The organism is Mesorhizobium sp. PUT5 (genome assembly GCF_052216645.1).
In the GTDB taxonomy this organism is placed as follows: domain Bacteria; phylum Pseudomonadota; class Alphaproteobacteria; order Rhizobiales; family Rhizobiaceae; genus Mesorhizobium.
In genome coordinates, this window is the sequence record NZ_JBQOSO010000003.1 from 1,138,369 (window position 1) to 1,153,945 (window position 15,577).

Genomic DNA, 15,577 nt, shown 5'->3' on the forward strand with positions numbered 1-15,577 from the left:
GGTCAGTTGCTTTCGTGCCAGGTTCTGCCGTCGCGCTCGATCAGCGCGATCGAGGCCGAGGGACCCCAGGTGCCGGCGGTGTAGCCCTGCACCTCCTGCCGCGCGCTTTCCCAGGCATGCTGGATCGGGTCGATCCACTGCCAGGCGGCCTCCACCTCGTCGCGGCGCATGAACAGCGTCTGGTTGCCGCGCACCACGTCCATCACCAGCCGCTCGTAGGCGTCGGGCGCACGGCTGGCGAAGGATTGCGCGAAGCTCATGTCGAGCGAGATCTGGCGCAGCCGCATGCCGCCGGGGCCGGGGTCCTTGATCATGATATATTGCTTGACGCCCTCGTCCGGCTGCAGGCGGATGACGAGCTGATTGGCGAAGATCGGCCCCGCATTGTCGCCGCCGAAGATCGAATGCGGGATCGGCTTGAACTCGATGACGATCTCGGACACGCGCGTGGCCAGCCGCTTGCCGGTCCGCAGGTAGAAGGGCACGCCCGCCCAGCGCCAGTTGGCGATCTCGGCCTTGATCGCCACGAAGGTCTCGGTGTCGCTGCCGTGGCCGAGTTCCTCGACATAGCCCTTCACCGGCCCGCCGGCCGAGGCGCCGGCGCGGTACTGGCCGCGCACCGTTTGCTTGGGAGCGTCGTTGCCGTTGATGCGCTTCAGCGCCCGCAGGACCTTGAGCTTCTCGTCGCGCACCGCGTCGGCGTCCATGGAAGACGGTACCTCCATCGCCACGAGGCAGAGCAGTTGCAGCATGTGATTCTGCACCATGTCGCGCAGCGCGCCGGCCTTGTCGTAATAGGTGACGCGGTCTTCCAGCCCCACCGTCTCGGCCACGGTGATCTGCACATGGTCGATATGGGCCGAGTTCCACAAAGGCTCGTAGAGCGCGTTGGCGAAGCGCAGCGCCATCAGGTTCTGCACCGTCTCCTTGCCCAGATAGTGGTCGATGCGGAAGATCTGGCTTTCCTTGAAGTCGTCGCCGACGAGATCGTTCAGCGCCCGCGCCGAGGCGAGGTCGCGGCCGATCGGCTTTTCCACGACGATGCGCGAGTTCGGCGTGATCAGCTTGTGCTGCTTGAGCTTGTCGGAAATGTCGCCGAACAGGCCGGGCGAAACGGCCAGATAGAAGGCGCGGATGCGGTCGGTCTCGCCAATCGCTTCCTTCAGCCGGTCGAAACCGGCGCCCGTGGTGGCGTCGGCCGCCACGTAGGAGAACCGGGCCACGAACCTGTCCAACTCCCCGGCGTCGATGTCGGACGCCTTGACATGGTCGCGGATCGCCTTGCGCGCGAATTCCTGGAATTCCTGGTCGGACAGCTTGGCGCGCGAGGTGCCGATGATGCGGGTCGGCTCGCTGAACTGGTGGTCGCGCTGGCGATAGTAGAGCGCCGGCAAAAGCTTGCGCTCCGACAGGTCGCCGGTGCCGCCGAAGATGATGAAGTCGAAGGGATCGACGGGGATGATCTGGCTGGTCATGGTCTGTCCGTTCGTTTCCGGTCTCGCGGCCGGTATCATGCATGGCGGCGCCGGACATATAATCTAATCGATTTAATCAATCCAGTGCCATGGTGACACAGTTGTCGTCCTGTTACTGGTCCAACCCCATTGCCGCGTTGCCGCGCCATAGTCGCAGAAGAATTTGCCAATGCTGCGACAGGCACGGCCGCTGCGCCGGCCAAAGGAGTATTCGATCATGGGTCAGCATCTTTTGACGACGGTCGCCGAGGGCCGCGCCTTCATGCAGGTCATCGACGGCAAGGCGGTCGCTGCGATTTCCGGCCAACGCATAGATGTCGCCTGTCCTTCGGACGGCAAGGTTTTCGCGTCGATTCCAGCCTCCGGCGTGCAGGATGTGGACCTGGCGGTCCAGGCGGCGCGGCGCGCCTTCGAGGAGGGGCCGTGGGCCCGGATGCCGGCGGTGGAGCGTGGACGCCTGCTTGCCCGCCTGTCGCGACTGATCGAAAAGAACGCCGACGAACTGGCCGCGCTGGAATCGCGCGACACCGGCAAGCCGGCCAGGCAGGGCAGGGCGGATGTCGCCGGCGCGGCGCGCTACTACGAGTTCTACGGCGGCGCCTGCGACAAGATCCATGGCGACACCATTCCGTTCCTCGACGGCTACACCGCGCTGACCCTGCGCGAGCCGCATGGCGTCGTTGCCGGTGTCATTCCATGGAACTATCCGCTGCAGATCCTCGGCCGCGTGGCCGGTGCTGCGCTTGCCATGGGCAACACGCTGGTGGTCAAGCCGGCGGAAGACGCCTCGCTGACCGCGATCCGCGTGGCGGAACTGGCGCTGGAGGCCGGCTTTCCGGCGGGCGTGTTCAACGTCGTCACCGGTTACGGCCGCGATGCGGGCGCCGCCCTTTCCGCCCATCCGGACGTCGACTACGTCACCTTCACCGGCTCGCCCGCCACCGGCACGGCGATCCAGCAGGCGGCGGCCGTCAACAACCGCGGCGTCACCATGGAACTGGGTGGCAAGTCGCCGCAGATCGTCTTCGCCGACGCCGATCTCGACAAGGCGCTGCCGGTGCTGGTCAACGCCATCATCCAGAATGGCGGCCAGACCTGCTCGGCCGGCAGCCGCGTGCTGATCGAACGTCCCGTCTACGATAAGGTGTCGGCCGCGCTTGCCGAGCGCTTCTCAAAGCTCGTCGCCGGCCCGCACGACGCCGACCTCGACCTCGGCGCGCTCATCAACCCGAAGCAGCGGGCGCGCGTTGCCGCCATGGTGGCCGAGGCCGAGGAAGCCGGGGCGAAGGTGCTGGCGCGCGGCGCCATCCACAAGGATGCGCCGCAGGGCGGCTGGTATCACGTGCCGACGCTGTTCGGCGCCGTCGATCCCGCCTCCGCCATCGCGCGGGAGGAAGTGTTCGGCCCGGTGCTGGCGCTGTTTGCCTTCGATGGCGAGGAGGAGGCGGTCCGGCTGGCCAACGGCACGGAATACGGTCTGGTCGCCGGTGTCTGGACGGCCGATGGCGGCCGCCAGCACCGCGTGGCCAAGCGCGTCCGCGCCGGCCAGGTCTTCGTCAACGGCTATGGCGCGGGCGGCGGCATCGAACTGCCCTTCGGCGGCTTCAAACGCTCCGGCCACGGCCGCGAGAAGGGATTCGAGGCGCTCTACGACATGTCGGCGACCAAGACGGTCGTGTTCAATCATGGGTGAACGGCGCAAAAGGCGCCAAATTGAACAATGGTGAGACAGGCGTTATCTTGAATGCCATGGATCGGCAGGACGTCATAGCGACCTTGAGGCGGCACAAGGACGAGCTGCAGCGGCAAGGCGTGGCTCATCTCGCGCTGTTCGGGTCGGTCGCGCGTGGCGAGGCGCGGCCTGACAGCGACATCGATATACTGATCGACCTCGATCCCGGGGCTCATCTGAGCGTTTTCGACTATGTCGGCCTGAAGGACTATATCGCCGGGCTTTTCGAGACGCGCGTCGATGTCGTCAACCGGGCCGGCCTGAAGCCTTACGTGAGGCCGGCCGCGTTGAACGACATCGTCTATGCCTTCTGAAGATCCGGCGCGCGTCTTGAGCGCCATCGCCCACAACATTGCACTTGCGCGCCGGTTCATCGAGGGCATGGCCTATGAAGCCTTCGCCGGGGATGAGCGCACGCTCTATGCGGTGACGCGCTGTCTGGAGATTGTTTCGGAGGCCGTGCGTCGCCTGCCCGAAGACTTGAAATTGCGCCACCCGGATGTTCCGTGGAAGCGGATCGCCGGTGCGGGAAACATCTATCGGCATGACTATGAGGATGTGCTGGCAAGCATCCTGTGGGATACGGTGCGCGACCATCTGCAACCGCTGGAAAATGCCGTTCGTTCGGAAAGCGAGCGGTCGGGAGGGGATTCATGGATCGACTGAAAGACAAGGTGGCCGTCGTCACCGGCGCGGCGTCGGGATTCGGCGCCGGCATGGTGCGGCGCTTCGCGCAGGAGGGCGCGAAAGTCGTCGTCGCCGACATGAACGCCAAGGGTGCCGAGCGTGTCGCGGGCGAGATCGGCAAGGCGGCGATCTGGACGCAGACGGACGTATCGCAGGCGGCCGAGTTCGACGAAATGGTCGGTGCGGCGCTGGATGCCTTCGGCCGCATCGACATCATGGTCAACAATGCCGGTTACACTCACCGCAACGGCGACATGTTGAAGGTGGACGAGGAAACGTTCGATCTCATCACCGCCGTCAACATGAAGGCGATCTATCACGCGGCGCGGGCCGTGGTGCCGGTGATGGACAAACAGGGCGGCGGCGTCATCATCACCACCGCCTCCACGGCCGGCATCAGGCCGCGGCCGGGCCTGACCTGGTACAACGCTTCGAAGGGCTGGGCGATCACCGCCACCAAGTCGATGGCGGTGGAGCTTGCGCCGAAGAACATCCGCGTCAACTGCCTGTGCCCGGTGGCCGGCGAGACCGGCATGCTGGAGCGGTTCATGGGCGCCGACACCCCCGAAATCCGCGAGAAATTCCGCGCTTCGGTGCCGCTCGGGCGCCTGTCGACGCCGCTCGACATCGCCAACGCGGCGCTGTGGCTGGCCTCCGACGAAGCCGCCTTCATCACCGGCGTGGCGCTGGAGGTCGATGGCGGCCGCTGCATCTGAGCGGGCTCGGGCTCAGCGGATTCCGCCTGCCGGCGGCGGTGCCGTTAAGGTCGCGGCAGGCTGAGAATCAGCCGTCGCGGTCCAGATAGGTATTGTACACCCAGCCGGTCTTGCCCTTGACCACGATCTGGCACCACTTTGTGCAGGAGATCACCTTGACGGCGGTCTTGGCCTGCAAGGTGCCGAGGGCCGCGGCCCCCTTTTTCGGTGCGGCGCGCATGGTCACGGCGCTGCGGATATGGCCCGGCGTTCCGCCGGCTTGGGCCGCAGTTGCGGCCGCGTCCTCGCCGGCGTCGTCCGGTCGGGCCGCCGCCTGCTCCGGCTTGGCGGTGGGGATGGCGTTCGTCGTCGGCGCGTCCGGAACCTCGCCATCGCCCTTCGGGTCATCCGCCACGATGGCCTTGGCCGCCGCGGCAACGGCCGCCGGCGACTGCGGCTGGGCGAAAGCCATCTGCGGCTGCTGCGAGCCGGATTGCGCCTGCTGCGTGGCAGTTCCCGCGCCCTTGTTCTGCGACTTGGGCGCGCTCCATCGCGGATCGCCTGTGGAAAGCACCGCAGGTTCGGTGTCCTGCGCGGCGACCTGGACCGCCGCCGCGTCGACGCCCGGTACGGCCTTTTCCGGCGCGGCCTTCGCGTCGGCTTCCGCCGTCACGGCCGTGTGCCTCGGTTCGGCGAAAGCCTGGCGCTCGCTCGCGGGCATGGCCAGCCACAACGCCACACCGGCGACGGAAAGCAACGCAGCGGTGCCGACGCCGGCAATGACCAGATGGGCGTTGCACTTGACCCCATGCCAGAACGACGGGCGGGAATCATAGCCGAACTGCATGGACCGGCGCTGTTTCGGCGCGCCGAAACCGGAAAACCCCTTCACTCCTGCCACCTCCAAACAGGGCCGACGTTCTTGCTGAATGTTCGGCCGCAAGGCCGGCGTCGGTCCCGGTATCGAATGCGAAACTGTCGAATGCGAATCACGGGCGGGCGGATCGGCAGATCGGGCTGCCTTGTTCACCCACTAACAAACTGTTTACAGGCGATTGTGGCATCTATGCGCCATCACGAAAAAATCGACAAGCGCCGCAAGGAAACTTCTTGGCTAAATCCTGTCGCGCAGCGCGAACCAGTTGAGCGCGAGGAAGAGCAGCGGCGCGCGCAGGCTCCGGCCGCCGGGGAAGGGCGCGATCTTCAGGTCTTCCAGCAGCTTCAACCGGTCGCGGTTGCCGGCCACCGTCTCGGCGTAGAGCCGGCCGACGAAATTGGCCAGCATGACGCCGTGGCCCGAATAGCCGCCGGCCGAGATGACGTTGGGCATGACCTCGCGCACGAACGGCTTGCGCGGCATGGTGATGCCGACATAGCCGCCCCAGCCATGGGTGATCTCCACGTCCTTCAGTGCCGGATAGATCTCGGCGATCTGCCTGCGGATGCCGACATGGATGTCCTTGGGGTCGCTGACGGCGTAGATCTCACGCCCGCCGAACAGCAGCCGCCCGTCCGGCGACTTGCGGAAATAGCGCACCACGAAGCGCGAATCGTCGACCGCCTCGCCGCCGGGAATCACCGGGCTGCCGGCGCCCAGCGGCACGGTGGCGCCGATGAAGGAGCCGATCGGCATGACATGCGCGGCGCTCACCGGCTCCAGCGCGCCGCCATAGGCGTTGACCGCGACCAGGCATTTCTGCGCCGTGATCGTGCCCTTCGGCGTCGTCACCCGCACCTTGCCGCCGCCGGAGGCGATGCCGGTGGCCGGCGTTTGCTCGAACAGGTGCGCGCCGGCTGCGGCCGCCACGCGCGCCGTGCCGATCACCAGCTTCAGCGGATGGATATGGCCGGTCCCGGTATCGCGCGTGCCGCCGAAATAGGCGGTCGACCCCAGTCGCTGCGCCGTCTCTGCCGCGTCCATGAACGACAGATGCGGATAGCCGAAGCGCTCGGCCATGATGTCGGCATGCCGGCGGTAGTCGTCGACATAGCGTTGCTTGTGCGCCACCGACATCTGGCCGGGCCGGTAGTCGATCTCGATGCCGTTCGCCGCCGAAAATTCCAGCAGGTGGGCCTTCGCCTCCTCGGCAAGCTCGAACAGCGCCCTGGCGCGGGAAAGCCCGTATTCGGCCTCCATCTCCTCCGCCCAGGCGCGCTGGCCGGTGCCGAGCTGGCCGCCATTGCGCCCGGATGCGCCATCGCCGAAGCGGTGCGCCTCGATCAGCACCACGTCGGCGCCGGCCTTGGCCAGATGCGCGGCCGCGGACAGGCCGGTGAAGCCGCCGCCGATGATGGCGACGTCGCAGCTCCGGTCGCCGTCGAGGGCGGGATAGGCCGGCCGCTCGCCGGCGGTGTCCTCATACCACGAGCGGCCGGGGGAGATGGGGGACTGGTAGGGCATCGGTCAGCGAATGGTGAATGGTGAATGGCGAATGGCCAAGCACAGGGGCGGTGCTTTGCGGGATCCACGACGCTTGCCAAACGCGAAAACCAGATTCATCTCAACCATTCACCATTCACCATTCACCATTCACCATTCACCATTCACACATTCAGCAGCAGATACTCCCGCTCCCACGGGCTGATGACTTCCATGAAGGTCTCGAATTCCGCCTTCTTGATCGCGGCGTAGGTGGTCACGAAGGGCTCGCCCAGCACCTTGCGCAGCGCCTGGTCGTTCTCGAACAGCTCCACCGCCTCCAGCAGGCCGCGGGGCAGGTCGATCTCGTCCTCGTTGGCGGTGGTCACCACGGGCGGCTCGGCCGACAGCTTTTCGACCAGGCCGATCAGCCCGCAGGCGAGCGAGGCGGCGAGCGCCAGATAGGGGTTGGCGTCGGAGGAGGGGATGCGGTTTTCCACGCGCCGCGCCGCCGGGTCCGAACGCGGCACGCGGAAGGCGGTGGTGCGGTTGTCGTAGCCCCATTTGTTGTTGACCGGGGCGGAGGCCGCCTGTGTCAGCCGCCGATAGGAGTTGACGTAGGGCGCAAACATCACCAGCGCGCTCGGCATGTGCTTCTGCATGCCGCCGATGAAGTGGAAGAAGGCCTCCGTCTCCGAACCGTCCTCGGCGGAAAAGATGTTCCTGCCCGTCTTCTTGTCGATGATGGACTGGTGGATATGCATGGCCGAGCCAGGCTGGCCCTGGATGGGCTTGGCCATGAAGGTGGCGTAGGTGTCGTGCTTCAGCGCCGCCTCGCGGATCGTGCGCTTGAACATGAACACCTGGTCCGCCAGCTCGACCGGATCGCCGTGGCGCAGGTTGATCTCGAGCTGCCCCGCGCCCTCTTCATGGATCAGCGTGTCGATCTCCAGCCCCTGGCTTTCGGAGAAATGGTAGATGTCGTCGATCAGCTCGTCGAACTCGTTGACGCCGGCGATGGAATAGCCGGCGCCGCCGCCGATGGCCCGGCCGGAACGGCCGACGGGCGGCGTCAGCGGATAGTCCGGGTCGGGGTTCTTGTTGACGAGGTAGAACTCGATCTCCGGCGCCACCACGGCCTTCAGCCCGCGCTTGTCATAGGCGGCCAGAACGCGCTTGAGCACATTGCGCGGCGTGAATTCCACCGAGCGGCCGTCCTGGTGCACAAGGTCGCAGATCACGGCGGCGGTCGGGTCGTCCTCCCACGGCACCATGGTCAGCGTCGACAGATCCGGGACCAGCTTGAGGTCCCCGTCGTCCTCGGGGTAGACGAAGCCGTTGCCGTCCTCCGGGTAGCGGCCGGAAATGGTGGCCATGAACACCGCCGAAGGCAGCGCCAGCGAGGTGTTGGAGGTGAATTTGCTGGATGGCATCATCTTGCCGCGGGCGACACCCGCCTGGTCGGGGGTGATGCACTCTATGTCTTCGATGCCGCGCCATTCGAGCCAGGCGCTTACCTCTTTCCAGTTTCTGACCCCGCGCAGCTTCTTGACGAAAGCGGGCACCCTGGCGCGTTTGGGGCGGGCTTCCCTTTTTTCCGGCGGCATTCTTCACCATTTTTATTGCGGTCGTTCCACTATAGACATGCCGCTCGCGGGAAGGGAAGGGGAGCCGTCCCGCCTCGCACAGGCTGCATTTTGGCGCTACCGTAGGGACACCTGAAACGCATGGGCACCACAAGATGCCAGCCACCGGCCTGACCACGATCGGCTTCGACGCCGATGACACGCTCTGGCAGAACGAGCAGTTCTTCCGCACCACCGAAAGGCGTTTCGTCGAGCTTATGTCCGACCATGCCGAGGGACAGGACATCGAGGCCCTCCTGCTGGAGGCCGAGAAGCGCAACCTTTCCCTCTACGGCTTCGGCATCAAGGGCTTCACCCTGTCCATGATCGAGACGGCGACGCAGGTCAGCGGCGGCCGCGTGCCGGCGTCGGTCATTGCCGAGATCCTCGCTGCCGGGCGCGAGATGCTGTCGCATCCGATCGAGATCCTGCCGCATGCGCGCGAGACGCTGGAGCGGCTTGCGGGCGCCTACCGGCTGGTGCTGGTCACCAAGGGCGACCTGTTCGACCAGGAGCGCAAGCTGGCGCAATCGGGGCTGGAAGGGCTGTTCGACGCGGTCGAGATCGTCTCGGACAAGTCCGCCGCCGCTTATGCGCGCATCTTTGCCCGGCACGGCGACGGCCCGCGCAGAAGCATGATGATCGGCAATTCGCTGAAATCCGACGTCGTGCCGGCCATCGAGGCTGGAAGCTGGGGCGTGCATGTGCCGCACGAACTCACCTGGGTGCTGGAACATGTCGAGGCACCGGTGGCCGCGCCGCGCTTCCGCTGCATCGCGAATCTGGGGGAACTGCCGGCGCTGCTCGACACGATCGGCTGAGGCCGAAAGTCTTGTGCAGGGCTATCTCCGGTGATGAAGGCGGCGGATGAGCTGGTCGATCAGGGGCTGCAGCCGCTCGGGCGTGATCGGCTTGGCCACGACGGCGTCCACCACCCCCGACAGCGCGGCCTGATCGGGCATGCCGTTGCGGGTGGAAAGCAGGATGACGCAGGGCACGAGCCTGCCCGTGCGCCGGCGCATGGCGACGATGTCCGGCAACAAGGCGTCGCACTCCGCATTGTCGGGGCCGCCGTCCAGCACCACGGTGCCCGGAAGGCACGAATGCAGCATCGCGGCGGCGGTCTCGGGCGCCTCGGCAATGGGCTTCAGGCCCGAGCGTTCGACGATCTTGGAAACCACGATGCGATTGACCGGCGATCTGCCGACCACGAGCACCCTGGAAAAGTCTGCGACTGGCATGCTGTCGACCGCGCCGTCAGGCGTGTCGATCCTGCTGTCCGATGGATGCATGATGCGCCGTTCACCCCCGCTTCAATGCTAGACCGTCCCGCGTTCGAACGCATATGGGCGGTCTACCCTTTGTTCGAGCATCGGATTCTCCGAAAGACGGAAACCACTTTCCGGTCCGATGCTCCAAGTTGAAGCGGCCTGAGGATTGGTGAGATCGCGGCAAGTGTCAAGCGGCTAGGTCATGACCCTAGCTGAATGCCTGCCCGCCCCAAAGCAAGGCGCCCGCACGAAGGCCGTGCGGGCGCGCTGTTTTCGGGCTGTCGGGGTTGGCGGAGCCGGTCAGCCGGGGTGCTGGTTGGTGACGACCACCGGGATCAGCAGGTCGCCCCAGTTGCCCTCTCCGCCATGGTGGCGGGCCGAGCGCACCAGCTCGATCGACACGCCCGCTTCCACCGCCTTCATGACCGACTGGTTGAGCCGGTGCAGGTCGTTGGCCAGCATGCGGATGGCGGCCTGCTGGTCGGGATTCATGGCGGAGGACTGTTCCTCGGCCCGTTCCTTGACGCGACTGATCGATGCCATGGGTCTTCTCCTTGCTGCGTCGCCCGCGGGCGCTTTCGTCTATTCTGCCGCCGGCCTGAACTCGGCGGGTTGGGTGAACTGGGCCTGCTCGGTCGATTCATGCATGGCCGTGGTCGACGACTTGCCGCCGGTGATCGCCAGCGACACGGCGTCGAAATAGCCGGTGCCGACCTCGCGCTGATGCTTGGTGGCGGTGTAGCCGTCGGCCTCGGAGGCGAACTCGGCCTCCTGCAGCTCCGAATAGGCCGCCATCTGGCGGTCCTTGTAGCCGCGCGCCAGCTCGAACATGCCGTGGTTGAGCTGGTGGAAGCCGGCCAGCGTGATGAACTGGAACTTGTAGCCCATCGCACCCAGCTCGCGCTGGAACTTGGCGATGGTGGCGTCGTCCAGGTTCTTCTTCCAGTTGAACGAGGGCGAGCAGTTATAGGCCAGCTTCTTGCCCGGATGCGCCTTGTGCACGGCTTCGGCGAACTTGCGCGCCTGGCCGAGGTCGGGCTTCGACGTCTCCATCCAGATCAGGTCGCAATGCGGCGCATAGGAGATGGCGCGCGCGATGCAGGGCTCGATGCCGTTGCGAACCTGATAGAAGCCTTCCACGGTGCGGCCGGCATCGTGATCGACGAAGGGCTGGTCGCGCTCGTCGATGTCGGAGGTCAGCAGCTTGGCGGCTTCGGCGTCGGTGCGGGCGACGATCAGCGTCGGCACGCCCATGACGTCGGCGGCCAGTCGCGCCGCGTTGAGGTTGCGGATATGCGCGGCGGTGGGGATCAGCACCTTGCCGCCCAGATGGCCGCACTTCTTCTCGGACGCGAGCTGGTCCTCGAAATGGACGCCGGCTGCACCCGCCTCGATGAAGGCCTTCATGATCTCGAAGGCGTTGAGCGGGCCGCCGAAGCCGGCTTCCGCATCGGCGACGATGGGGGCGAACCAGGTGTCGACCGAAAGCCCGTTGCCCTCGGCGGTCTCGATCTGGTCGGCGCGCTGCAGCGTGCGGTTGATGCGCTTGGCAAGCTCGGGCGCGGCATTGGCCGGGTAGAGCGACTGGTCGGGATACATGGCGGACGCCGTGTTGGCGTCGGCGGCGACCTGCCAGCCGGAAAGGTAGATCGCCTTCAGCCCGGCACGCACCATCTGCATGGCCTGGTTGCCGGAGAGCGCGCCGAGCGCGTTGACGAAATCCTCCTCGTGGATGAGCTTCCACAGGCGGTTGGCGCCGTTCTCGGCCAGCGAATACCTGATCTGCACGGAGCCGCGCAGCCGCTTCACCGTCTCGGCATCATAGGGCCGCTCGATGCCGTCGAAGCGGCCTTCGGGGGCGGATGGGACGAGGTTGTAAAAATCGGTCATTGTCTGCTCCGGATGTGTCTCGCGTTGCTCTCCAAACGCCGCCTCTCGCGCCGTCTGCTGACGACTTCATTTACATTGCAGTGCAAAGAAGGCTAGAAAAACCGGGGTTTTCCGCCAAAGATAAGGGAAAACTTGTGTTGTGTTTGACGAGGTGGCCTTGTAAAGTTGTCAAGAATGTAAAAGCCTGCAGGCCGGCCTGCGCCGGGCCGCGGGTGTAAAGATCGTGTAAATATCCGAGATGGCCGAACAGAAGATATTCGCCGGGCCGCGCATCCGCCGCATCCGCTCCGCCCGGGGGCTGACCCAGACCGCGATGGCGGAGGGGCTGGGCATCTCGCCCTCCTATCTCAACCTGATCGAGCGCAACCAGCGGCCGCTGACCGTGCAGCTCATCCTCAAGCTCGCCTCGATCTACAAGGTCGAGCCGGAGGAACTGCATGGCGAGGCGGGCGGTTCGATCGCCGCCCTGCGCGAGGTGTTTTCCGATCCGCTGCTGGCCGGCGAACTGCCCGGCGACCAGGAGCTGGTCGAGGTGGCCGAGGCGGCGCCCAACGCGGCGGCGGCGGTGATAAAGCTGTTCCGCGCCTACCGCGAGCAGGCCGAGCGCCTGTCGGACCTCAACGAATTGCTGGCGCGCGAGGGTCGCGGCACGGCGATCTCGGGCGCGCGGCTGCCCGTGGACGAGGTGCGCGAAATGTTCGAGCGCCGGCCCAACCATTTCGCCGCGCTGGAGGAGGAGACGGAAGCCTTCGCCGCCGTGCTCGATCCGGGCGACGATCTGTTCGGCGCTCTGAAGGCGTGGCTGAAGCGCGAATACGGCATCGTGGTGAAGGTGCTGCCGGTGGCCACCATGCCCAACTGGCGCCGCCGCTACGACCGGCATTCGCAGCGGCTGTTCCTGTCGGAGCGGCTGTCGCCCTACGACCAGTTGCGCGAGGTGGCCATGGAGGCCTGCCTGATGCGCATGTCGGTGGCGGTGGCGGCCGGGATCCAGGCCCTTAAGCTCGGCTCCGACGAGGCGCGCCGGCTGGCCCGCTTCGAGCTGGGCCGCTATGCGGCGCATGCGCTGATGATGCCTTATCAGGCATTCCAGTCGGCGGCGCTTCGCGCACGCTACGACGTCGACGTGCTGCGTTCGCGCTTTTCCGTGTCGTTCGAGCAGGCGGCCAACCGGCTGACCACGCTGCAGCGGCCCGGCGCTTCGGGCGTGCCCTTCTTCATGCTGGAGGTGGACCACGCCGGCAATCGCTTCCGCCGGGCGGGTGCGCAAGGGTTTCCGCACAGCCGCTTCGGCGGCGGCTGCCCCCGGCTGGCCGTGCATTCCGCCTTCACCCAGCCGGGCCAGATCTTCGTGGAGGCGGTGGAAATGCCCGACGGCGCGGAATTCCTGACCTTTGCCCGCACGCTGGAAGGTCCGCAGGGCACGTTCGGCGAACGGCCGCGCCGCACGGCGCTGCTGCTGGGCTGCGACATTGGCTTCAGGGACGAGATCGTCTACGGCGCGGCGCTGGTGCCGGCGCCCGGCAAGCCGGGCGCGGTGGTGGCCACGCCGGTCGGGCCAGCCTGCCGGCTATGCGAGCGCCCCGGCTGCCTGTCGCGCGCCGAGCCGCCGGTGACGCGTCCGCTCGGGTTGGACGAGATGGTGACCGGCCTGAGCGCCTTCGACTTTCAATAGGCCGAGTTCGGCGCGGCCGCCGGCGCCGACAGGCATTCGCGCAGCAGTCCGGTGGAATAGCCGCGCGTCAGATGCGCCTTGGTGCGGTATTCCTCGTCATGCATGAGCGCCTCGTGCAGCTTCGGCAGGTTGTAGAACGGGACGCCCGGATAGAGATGGTGTTCCAGGTGGTAATTGACGTTGTGCGGCGCAAAGAACAGGCGCTCCCACAGATGAGGCAGCACCGTGCGGGTGCTGCCGAGCTCTTCATCATAGTCCATGCTGCCGAAATGCTCGGCGACGCTGCGAACATGCAGAATGAGGAACAGCAGCGTCGCATAGGGCACGATCCAGTAGAGCAGCACGCCCTTCCAGATGCCCAGCACCGTGAACAGGGCGGCCCATGCCAGATAATATCCGAAACGCAACAGCTTGTAGCGGCGCGTTGCCCGGCTGCTGACGGCGCGTGGCGCCATGCGCACCAGGTCGCGGGCGGAATTGATCGCAACCAGATAGCCCAGGAGCTGCACCGCAGCCTGCCAGGCCTTCTTGGGAAAGGCAAAGGCGCCGTCGCCCAGCTTGGCCGTCCAGTCCGGGTCCTTGTCGGTGTTGGTGTGCTGGTGGTGCGCCAGGTGGTTCTGGCGGTAGCCATGGACGTTGGCAAGGATAGGCCATGCGGCGAAAATGTCCGTGACCCAGTCGTTCAGCCGCTTGTCCCTGAAGATACGGTAATGTGCGCCTTCGTGCATGAGCACGCCGAAGCCGTGCATGCGGCCGGCGATCAGGGCGATGCAGGCCAGATAGACCCACCAACTGCCCGAGAATTCGCTGGCGGCTATGGCGGCGGCGATCACCGCCCAGTCGAAGACGATCGCTGCCGCGCTCCGCCACGGCTGCAGCACCGAAAGCTCCTTGATCTTCCGGGAGGAAATCTTGGCATCGTAGGTGTTCATGATTTGCAGTTCAGCCCCCGCCCCGCAGCGCCGCCGACCGTAGTGAACCGCGCATCCGATCGCAAGGCCGGGGGCGGCTTTACCGGCGTGCGTCAGCCATGTCCGGCCGCACGGTTTCAGCGCCAATGGCATGGGCGGCGCGCCGTGCCACAACCACCCTTGCCGGCTGGCTCACGCCGCCTCTCCCGGTTTGCGTTAGGCGAGCTTATTGTGCCGCCAGCCTGGTGACCATGCCATGACAGACGCCGCCGCGACACCTCCGCCATTCGCCGGTTCGGCCGCCGCCCGTCGCGACGAGCGCCTCGGCTACCTGCTGGTCTTCCTGTCCGCGCTGCTGTGGAGCTTCGGCGGCACGATCGCGCGCTTCATCGAAAACGGCGACAGTTGGACCGTGGTGTTCTGGCGCTCCGTCTGGGCGGCCGCCTTCCTTGTCTGCTTCATGGTCTGGCGTGACGGCTGGCGCGGCATGCTGCGGCTATTCCGCGACATGGGCCTGCCGGGGCTGGCCGTGGCGGTGTGCTTCGCCACCGCCTCCACCGCCTTTGTCGTCGCGCTGGCCTACACCACCGTCGCCAATATCCTGCTGATGCAGGCGGGCGTGCCGCTGCTGGCGGCGCTGTTTGCCTGGGTCTTCCTCGGCGAGAAGGTGTCCCTGGCCACATGGCTCGCCATCGCCGCCGTCATTGCGGGCGTGGCGGTCATGGTGTCGGAATCGCTCGGCGGCGCCGTCTCGCCCGTCGGCGACGGGCTGGCGCTGCTGATCGCCGTCGTGTTTTCGATCGCCACCGTCATCACCCGCCGCTTCTCGCATGTGCGCATGACCCCGGCCACCTGCCTCGGCACCATCTTCGCCGCGGCCTTTGCCGCGCTCCAGGCGCAGGCCTTCGGCGTGTCCGCGCCGGACATGGTCTTCCTGTTCGCCTTCGGGGTCGTCAATCTCGGCCTCGGCCTGGCCTGCTTTGCCATGGGCGCGCGGCTGGTGCCGGCTGCGATCGCGGCCCTGCTCGGCACGTTCGAGCCGCTGCTCGGGCCGATCTGGGTGTGGCTGGTGCATTCGGAAGTGCCGTCCGGCCGCACGCTTGCCGGCGGCGCCATCGTGTTTGCGGCGCTGCTCGTCCATATCGCGCTGGAGGCGGCGCGCCAGTCGCGCCCCGAGCGGCCGGGCGTTACCGGCATCCCTTCGCCCAACTGAATGCGCCTGGCTGCGGCCGCAGCTTTGCCATTGACAAGTCAGCC

The 15,577-nt window shown here is 66.5% G+C and carries 15 protein-coding genes; 7 read left to right on the plus strand and 8 right to left on the minus strand.

Translation table 11 applies throughout. The annotated features are described in order from the left end of the window. Window positions 1-2 precede the first annotated feature (2 nt). On the minus strand, window positions 3-1,475 hold the full coding sequence (gene zwf, locus ACTDI4_RS07025) for a glucose-6-phosphate dehydrogenase (protein WP_442840465.1): 1,473 nt from the start codon (window positions 1,473-1,475) through the stop codon (window positions 3-5). Window positions 1,476-1,692: 217 nt separating this feature from the next. Here zwf and ACTDI4_RS07030 point away from each other — a divergent pair, with 217 nt between their 5' ends. Genes ACTDI4_RS07030 through ACTDI4_RS07045 form a run of 4 tightly spaced genes read left to right on the plus strand, consistent with a single transcriptional unit; the run spans window position 1,693 to window position 4,610 of the window. Further along, on the plus strand, window positions 1,693-3,168 hold the full coding sequence (locus tag ACTDI4_RS07030) for an aldehyde dehydrogenase family protein (protein WP_442840466.1): 1,476 nt from the start codon (window positions 1,693-1,695) through the stop codon (window positions 3,166-3,168). Window positions 3,169-3,224: 56 nt separating this feature from the next. Further along, the gene (locus tag ACTDI4_RS07035; RefSeq protein WP_442843285.1) at window positions 3,225-3,521 is read left to right on the plus strand and encodes a nucleotidyltransferase family protein; all 297 of its coding nucleotides are present in this window, start codon (window positions 3,225-3,227) and stop codon (window positions 3,519-3,521) included. A 16-nt stretch (window positions 3,522-3,537) separates the two neighbouring features. Continuing rightward, a complete protein-coding gene (locus ACTDI4_RS07040) occupies window positions 3,538-3,873 on the plus strand; it encodes a HepT-like ribonuclease domain-containing protein (RefSeq protein WP_442840467.1) in 336 nt (111 codons plus the stop codon). Then, window positions 3,861-4,610 carry an SDR family oxidoreductase gene (locus ACTDI4_RS07045; RefSeq protein ID WP_442840468.1) on the plus strand — a complete coding sequence of 250 codons (750 nt, stop codon included), beginning with the start codon at window positions 3,861-3,863 and terminating at the stop codon, window positions 4,608-4,610. Before ACTDI4_RS07040 ends, ACTDI4_RS07045 begins: the two co-directional genes overlap by 13 nt. Window positions 4,611-4,677: 67 nt before the next feature. On the opposite strand, the gene ACTDI4_RS07050 is transcribed toward ACTDI4_RS07045, so the two are convergent. From ACTDI4_RS07050 to ACTDI4_RS07060, 3 genes are all read right to left on the minus strand, one after another. Continuing rightward, on the minus strand, window positions 4,678-5,481 hold the full coding sequence (locus ACTDI4_RS07050) for an SH3 domain-containing protein (RefSeq protein WP_442840469.1): 804 nt from the start codon (window positions 5,479-5,481) through the stop codon (window positions 4,678-4,680). 222 nt (window positions 5,482-5,703) lie between these two features. Further along, a complete protein-coding gene (locus ACTDI4_RS07055) occupies window positions 5,704-6,990 on the minus strand; it encodes an NAD(P)/FAD-dependent oxidoreductase (protein WP_442840470.1) in 1,287 nt (428 codons plus the stop codon). 143 nt (window positions 6,991-7,133) lie between these two features. After that, the gene (locus ACTDI4_RS07060) at window positions 7,134-8,555 is read right to left on the minus strand and encodes a glutamine synthetase family protein (protein WP_442840471.1); all 1,422 of its coding nucleotides are present in this window, start codon (window positions 8,553-8,555) and stop codon (window positions 7,134-7,136) included. A 134-nt stretch (window positions 8,556-8,689) separates the two neighbouring features. Between ACTDI4_RS07060 and ACTDI4_RS07065 the strand changes: the two genes are divergently transcribed. After that, complete coding sequence (locus ACTDI4_RS07065) at window positions 8,690-9,394, plus strand: HAD family hydrolase (protein ID WP_442840472.1); 705 nt, start codon at window positions 8,690-8,692, stop codon at window positions 9,392-9,394. 21 nt (window positions 9,395-9,415) lie between these two features. Here the strand turns inward: ACTDI4_RS07065 and ACTDI4_RS07070 are convergent, their stop codons facing one another. The 3 genes from ACTDI4_RS07070 to aceA all read right to left on the minus strand — a co-directional run bounded on the left by ACTDI4_RS07070 (window position 9,416) and on the right by aceA (window position 11,734). Beyond that, window positions 9,416-9,814, minus strand: coding sequence for a response regulator (locus ACTDI4_RS07070; protein WP_442840473.1), 399 nt, complete (start codon window positions 9,812-9,814; stop codon window positions 9,416-9,418). 330 nt (window positions 9,815-10,144) lie between these two features. Beyond that, entirely contained in the window at window positions 10,145-10,387 is a 243-nt protein-coding gene (locus ACTDI4_RS07075; protein ID WP_442840474.1) for an SMc00767 family acetate metabolism repressor, read from the minus strand. Window positions 10,388-10,426: 39 nt separating this feature from the next. Continuing rightward, the gene (gene aceA / locus ACTDI4_RS07080; RefSeq protein ID WP_442840475.1) at window positions 10,427-11,734 is read right to left on the minus strand and encodes an isocitrate lyase; all 1,308 of its coding nucleotides are present in this window, start codon (window positions 11,732-11,734) and stop codon (window positions 10,427-10,429) included. A 238-nt stretch (window positions 11,735-11,972) separates the two neighbouring features. On the opposite strand from aceA, the gene ACTDI4_RS07085 reads away from it, so the two are divergent. Further along, the gene (locus tag ACTDI4_RS07085) at window positions 11,973-13,409 is read left to right on the plus strand and encodes a helix-turn-helix domain-containing protein (protein WP_442840476.1); all 1,437 of its coding nucleotides are present in this window, start codon (window positions 11,973-11,975) and stop codon (window positions 13,407-13,409) included. Here the strand turns inward: ACTDI4_RS07085 and ACTDI4_RS07090 are convergent. Next, the gene (locus ACTDI4_RS07090) at window positions 13,403-14,341 is read right to left on the minus strand and encodes a fatty acid desaturase family protein (protein WP_442840477.1); all 939 of its coding nucleotides are present in this window, start codon (window positions 14,339-14,341) and stop codon (window positions 13,403-13,405) included. The two genes, ACTDI4_RS07085 and ACTDI4_RS07090, sit on opposite strands and share 7 nt — an antisense overlap. A gap of 235 nt (window positions 14,342-14,576) precedes the next feature. Here ACTDI4_RS07090 and ACTDI4_RS07095 point away from each other — a divergent pair, with 235 nt between their 5' ends. Continuing rightward, window positions 14,577-15,533, plus strand: coding sequence for a DMT family transporter (locus ACTDI4_RS07095; RefSeq protein WP_442840478.1), 957 nt, complete (start codon window positions 14,577-14,579; stop codon window positions 15,531-15,533). The last annotated feature ends 44 nt before the right edge of the window (window positions 15,534-15,577 follow it).